Source organism: Mesorhizobium yinganensis, assembly GCF_040081985.1.
Classification (GTDB): Bacteria; Pseudomonadota; Alphaproteobacteria; order Rhizobiales; family Rhizobiaceae; genus Kumtagia; species Kumtagia yinganensis.
This window is the reverse complement of the sequence record NZ_JBEBMH010000083.1, coordinates 1-2,190: the sequence shown is the minus strand read 5'-3', so window position 1 is coordinate 2,190 and position 2,190 is coordinate 1. Positions and strand designations below refer to the sequence as shown.

At 66.0% G+C, this 2,190-nt stretch carries 1 protein-coding gene; it reads right to left on the bottom strand.

The annotated features are described in order from the left end of the window. Nucleotides 1-2,190, bottom strand: a 2,190-nt coding sequence (locus ABMA59_RS37050) for a cadherin-like domain-containing protein (RefSeq protein ID WP_349010317.1), incomplete at both ends; no start/stop codon positions are given.

Below are 2,190 nucleotides of genomic sequence, written 5' to 3'. Positions count from 1 at the left end.
TCGGCGCGTCGTTGACCGGGGTGAGGTCGAGGGAAGCGGTGGAGGCGGCGCTGAGGCTGCCGTCGGAGGCGGTATAGCCGAACGTCACCGATGTGTCGTCATTGGCGGCCGGCGTATAGGTCCAGGTGCCGTCGCCATTGTCGGCGAGCGATCCGTTGCCGGACTGGATGGAGACGCCGGTGATGGTTGCCGCCGGGCCGTCGACGTCGGAGACGCCGGCCAAGAGTTCGGCCGACGTGATGACGCGGCTGCCGTCCTCGGCGATGGCGCCGAGATCGACGGGTGCCGCTGTCGGCGCGTCGTTGACCGGGGTGAGGTCGAGGGAAGCGGTGGAGGCGGCGCTGAGGCTGCCGTCGGAGGCGGTATAGCCGAACGTCACCGATGTGTCGTCATTGGCGGCCGGCGTATAGGTCCAGGTACCGTCGCCATTGTCGGCGAGCGATCCGTTGCCGGACTGGATGGAGACGCCGGTGATGGTTGCGGCGGGTCCGTCGACGTCGGAGACGCCGGCCAAGAGTTCGGCAGACGTGATGACGCGGCTGCCGTCCTCGGCGATGGCGCCGAGATCGACGGGGGCCGCTGTCGGCGCATCGTTGACCGGGGTGAGGTCGAGGCTTGCGGTGGAGGCGGCGCTGAGGCTGCCGTCGGAGGCGGTATAGCCGAACGTCACCGATGTGTCGTCATTGGCGGCCGGCGTATAGGTCCAGGTGCCGTCGCCATTGTCGGCGAGCGATCCGTTGCCGGACTGGATGGAGACGCCGGTGATGGTTGCCGCCGGGCCGTCGACATCGGAGACGCCGGCCAAGAGTTCGGCCGACGTGATGACGCGGCTGCCGTCCTCGGCGATGGCGCCGAGATCGACGGGGGCCGCTGTCGGCGCGTCGTTGACCGGGGTGAGGTCGAGGGAAGCGGTGGAGGCGGCGCTGAGGCTGCCGTCGGAGGCGGTATAGCCGAACGTCACCGATGTGTCGTCATTGGCGGCCGGCGTATAGGTCCAGGTTCCGTCGCCATTGTCGGCGAGCGATCCGTTGCCGGACTGGATGGAGACGCCGGTGATGGTTGCGGCCGGTCCGTCGACGTCGGAGACGCCGGCCAAGAGTTCGGCCGACGTGATGACGCGACTGCCGTCCTCGGCGATGGCGCCGAGATCGACGGGGGCCGCTGTCGGCGCGTCGTTGACCGGGGTGAGGTCGAGGCTTGCGGTCGACGATACGGTGTACTCGCCGTCGGAAGCGTTATACGTGAAGGTGACGGCGCTGTCGTCATTGGCGGCCGGCGTATAGGTCCAGGTGCCGTCGCCATTGTCGACGAGCGAGCCGTTGCCGCTGGCAATCGTCAGATCTTCTATCGATATCGGAGCATTATAGACGACATCGACCCAGTAGTTTGCGTTGTTGTAGGTGCTGTCCGGGAAGACCGACCCGGAACCATATCCAAAGACTCCCGCGCCGACGGGTGTCGAAAGTTGTCCCTCGGTCTGAGCGTCGTCGAAGTAGTGCAGGTCCGCAGAATAATGACCGCTGGTATGATAAGAGGCGACGTAGGTCTCTCCTGCGTTTATGGAAACCGGGCTAGAGAAGCTGACCTGCTGCCATCCGCTTTCCGTCTCATCGCTGAAAGTCGCGGTGGCGAGCAATTCTCCGGTCGAACTCCAGAGGCTGGCCACATGCGGACCGGTATTATCGGGTCCTTTGTAGAATCGCAGGCCGCTAATGCTCCCATCGGCCGACGCGGTGAATCGAACCCCGAGCTCGATGGCGCTGGATTCATCGACGGAGACGAGGGTTGGTTCCGAATCGGAGGCAAACAGGTTCTGGTTCTTTGGCCCATCGACATCGGAGATACCCGCCAGCAGTTCGGCGGCGGTGATCACACGGCTGCCGTTCTCGGCGATGGAACCGAGATCGACGGGGGCCGCTGTCGGCGCGTCGTTGACCGGGGTGAGGTCGAGGCTTGCGGTGGAGGCGGCGCTGAGGCTGCCGTCGGAGGCGGTGTAGCCGAACGTCACCGATGTGTCGTCATTGGCGGCCGGCGTATAGGTCCAGGTGCCGTCGCCATTGTCGGCGAGCGATCCGTTGCCGGACTGGATGGAGACGCCGGTGATGGTTGCCGCGGGTCCGTCGACATCGGAGACGCCGGCCAAGAGTTCGGCCGACGTGATGACGCGGCTGCCGTCCTCGGCGATGGCGC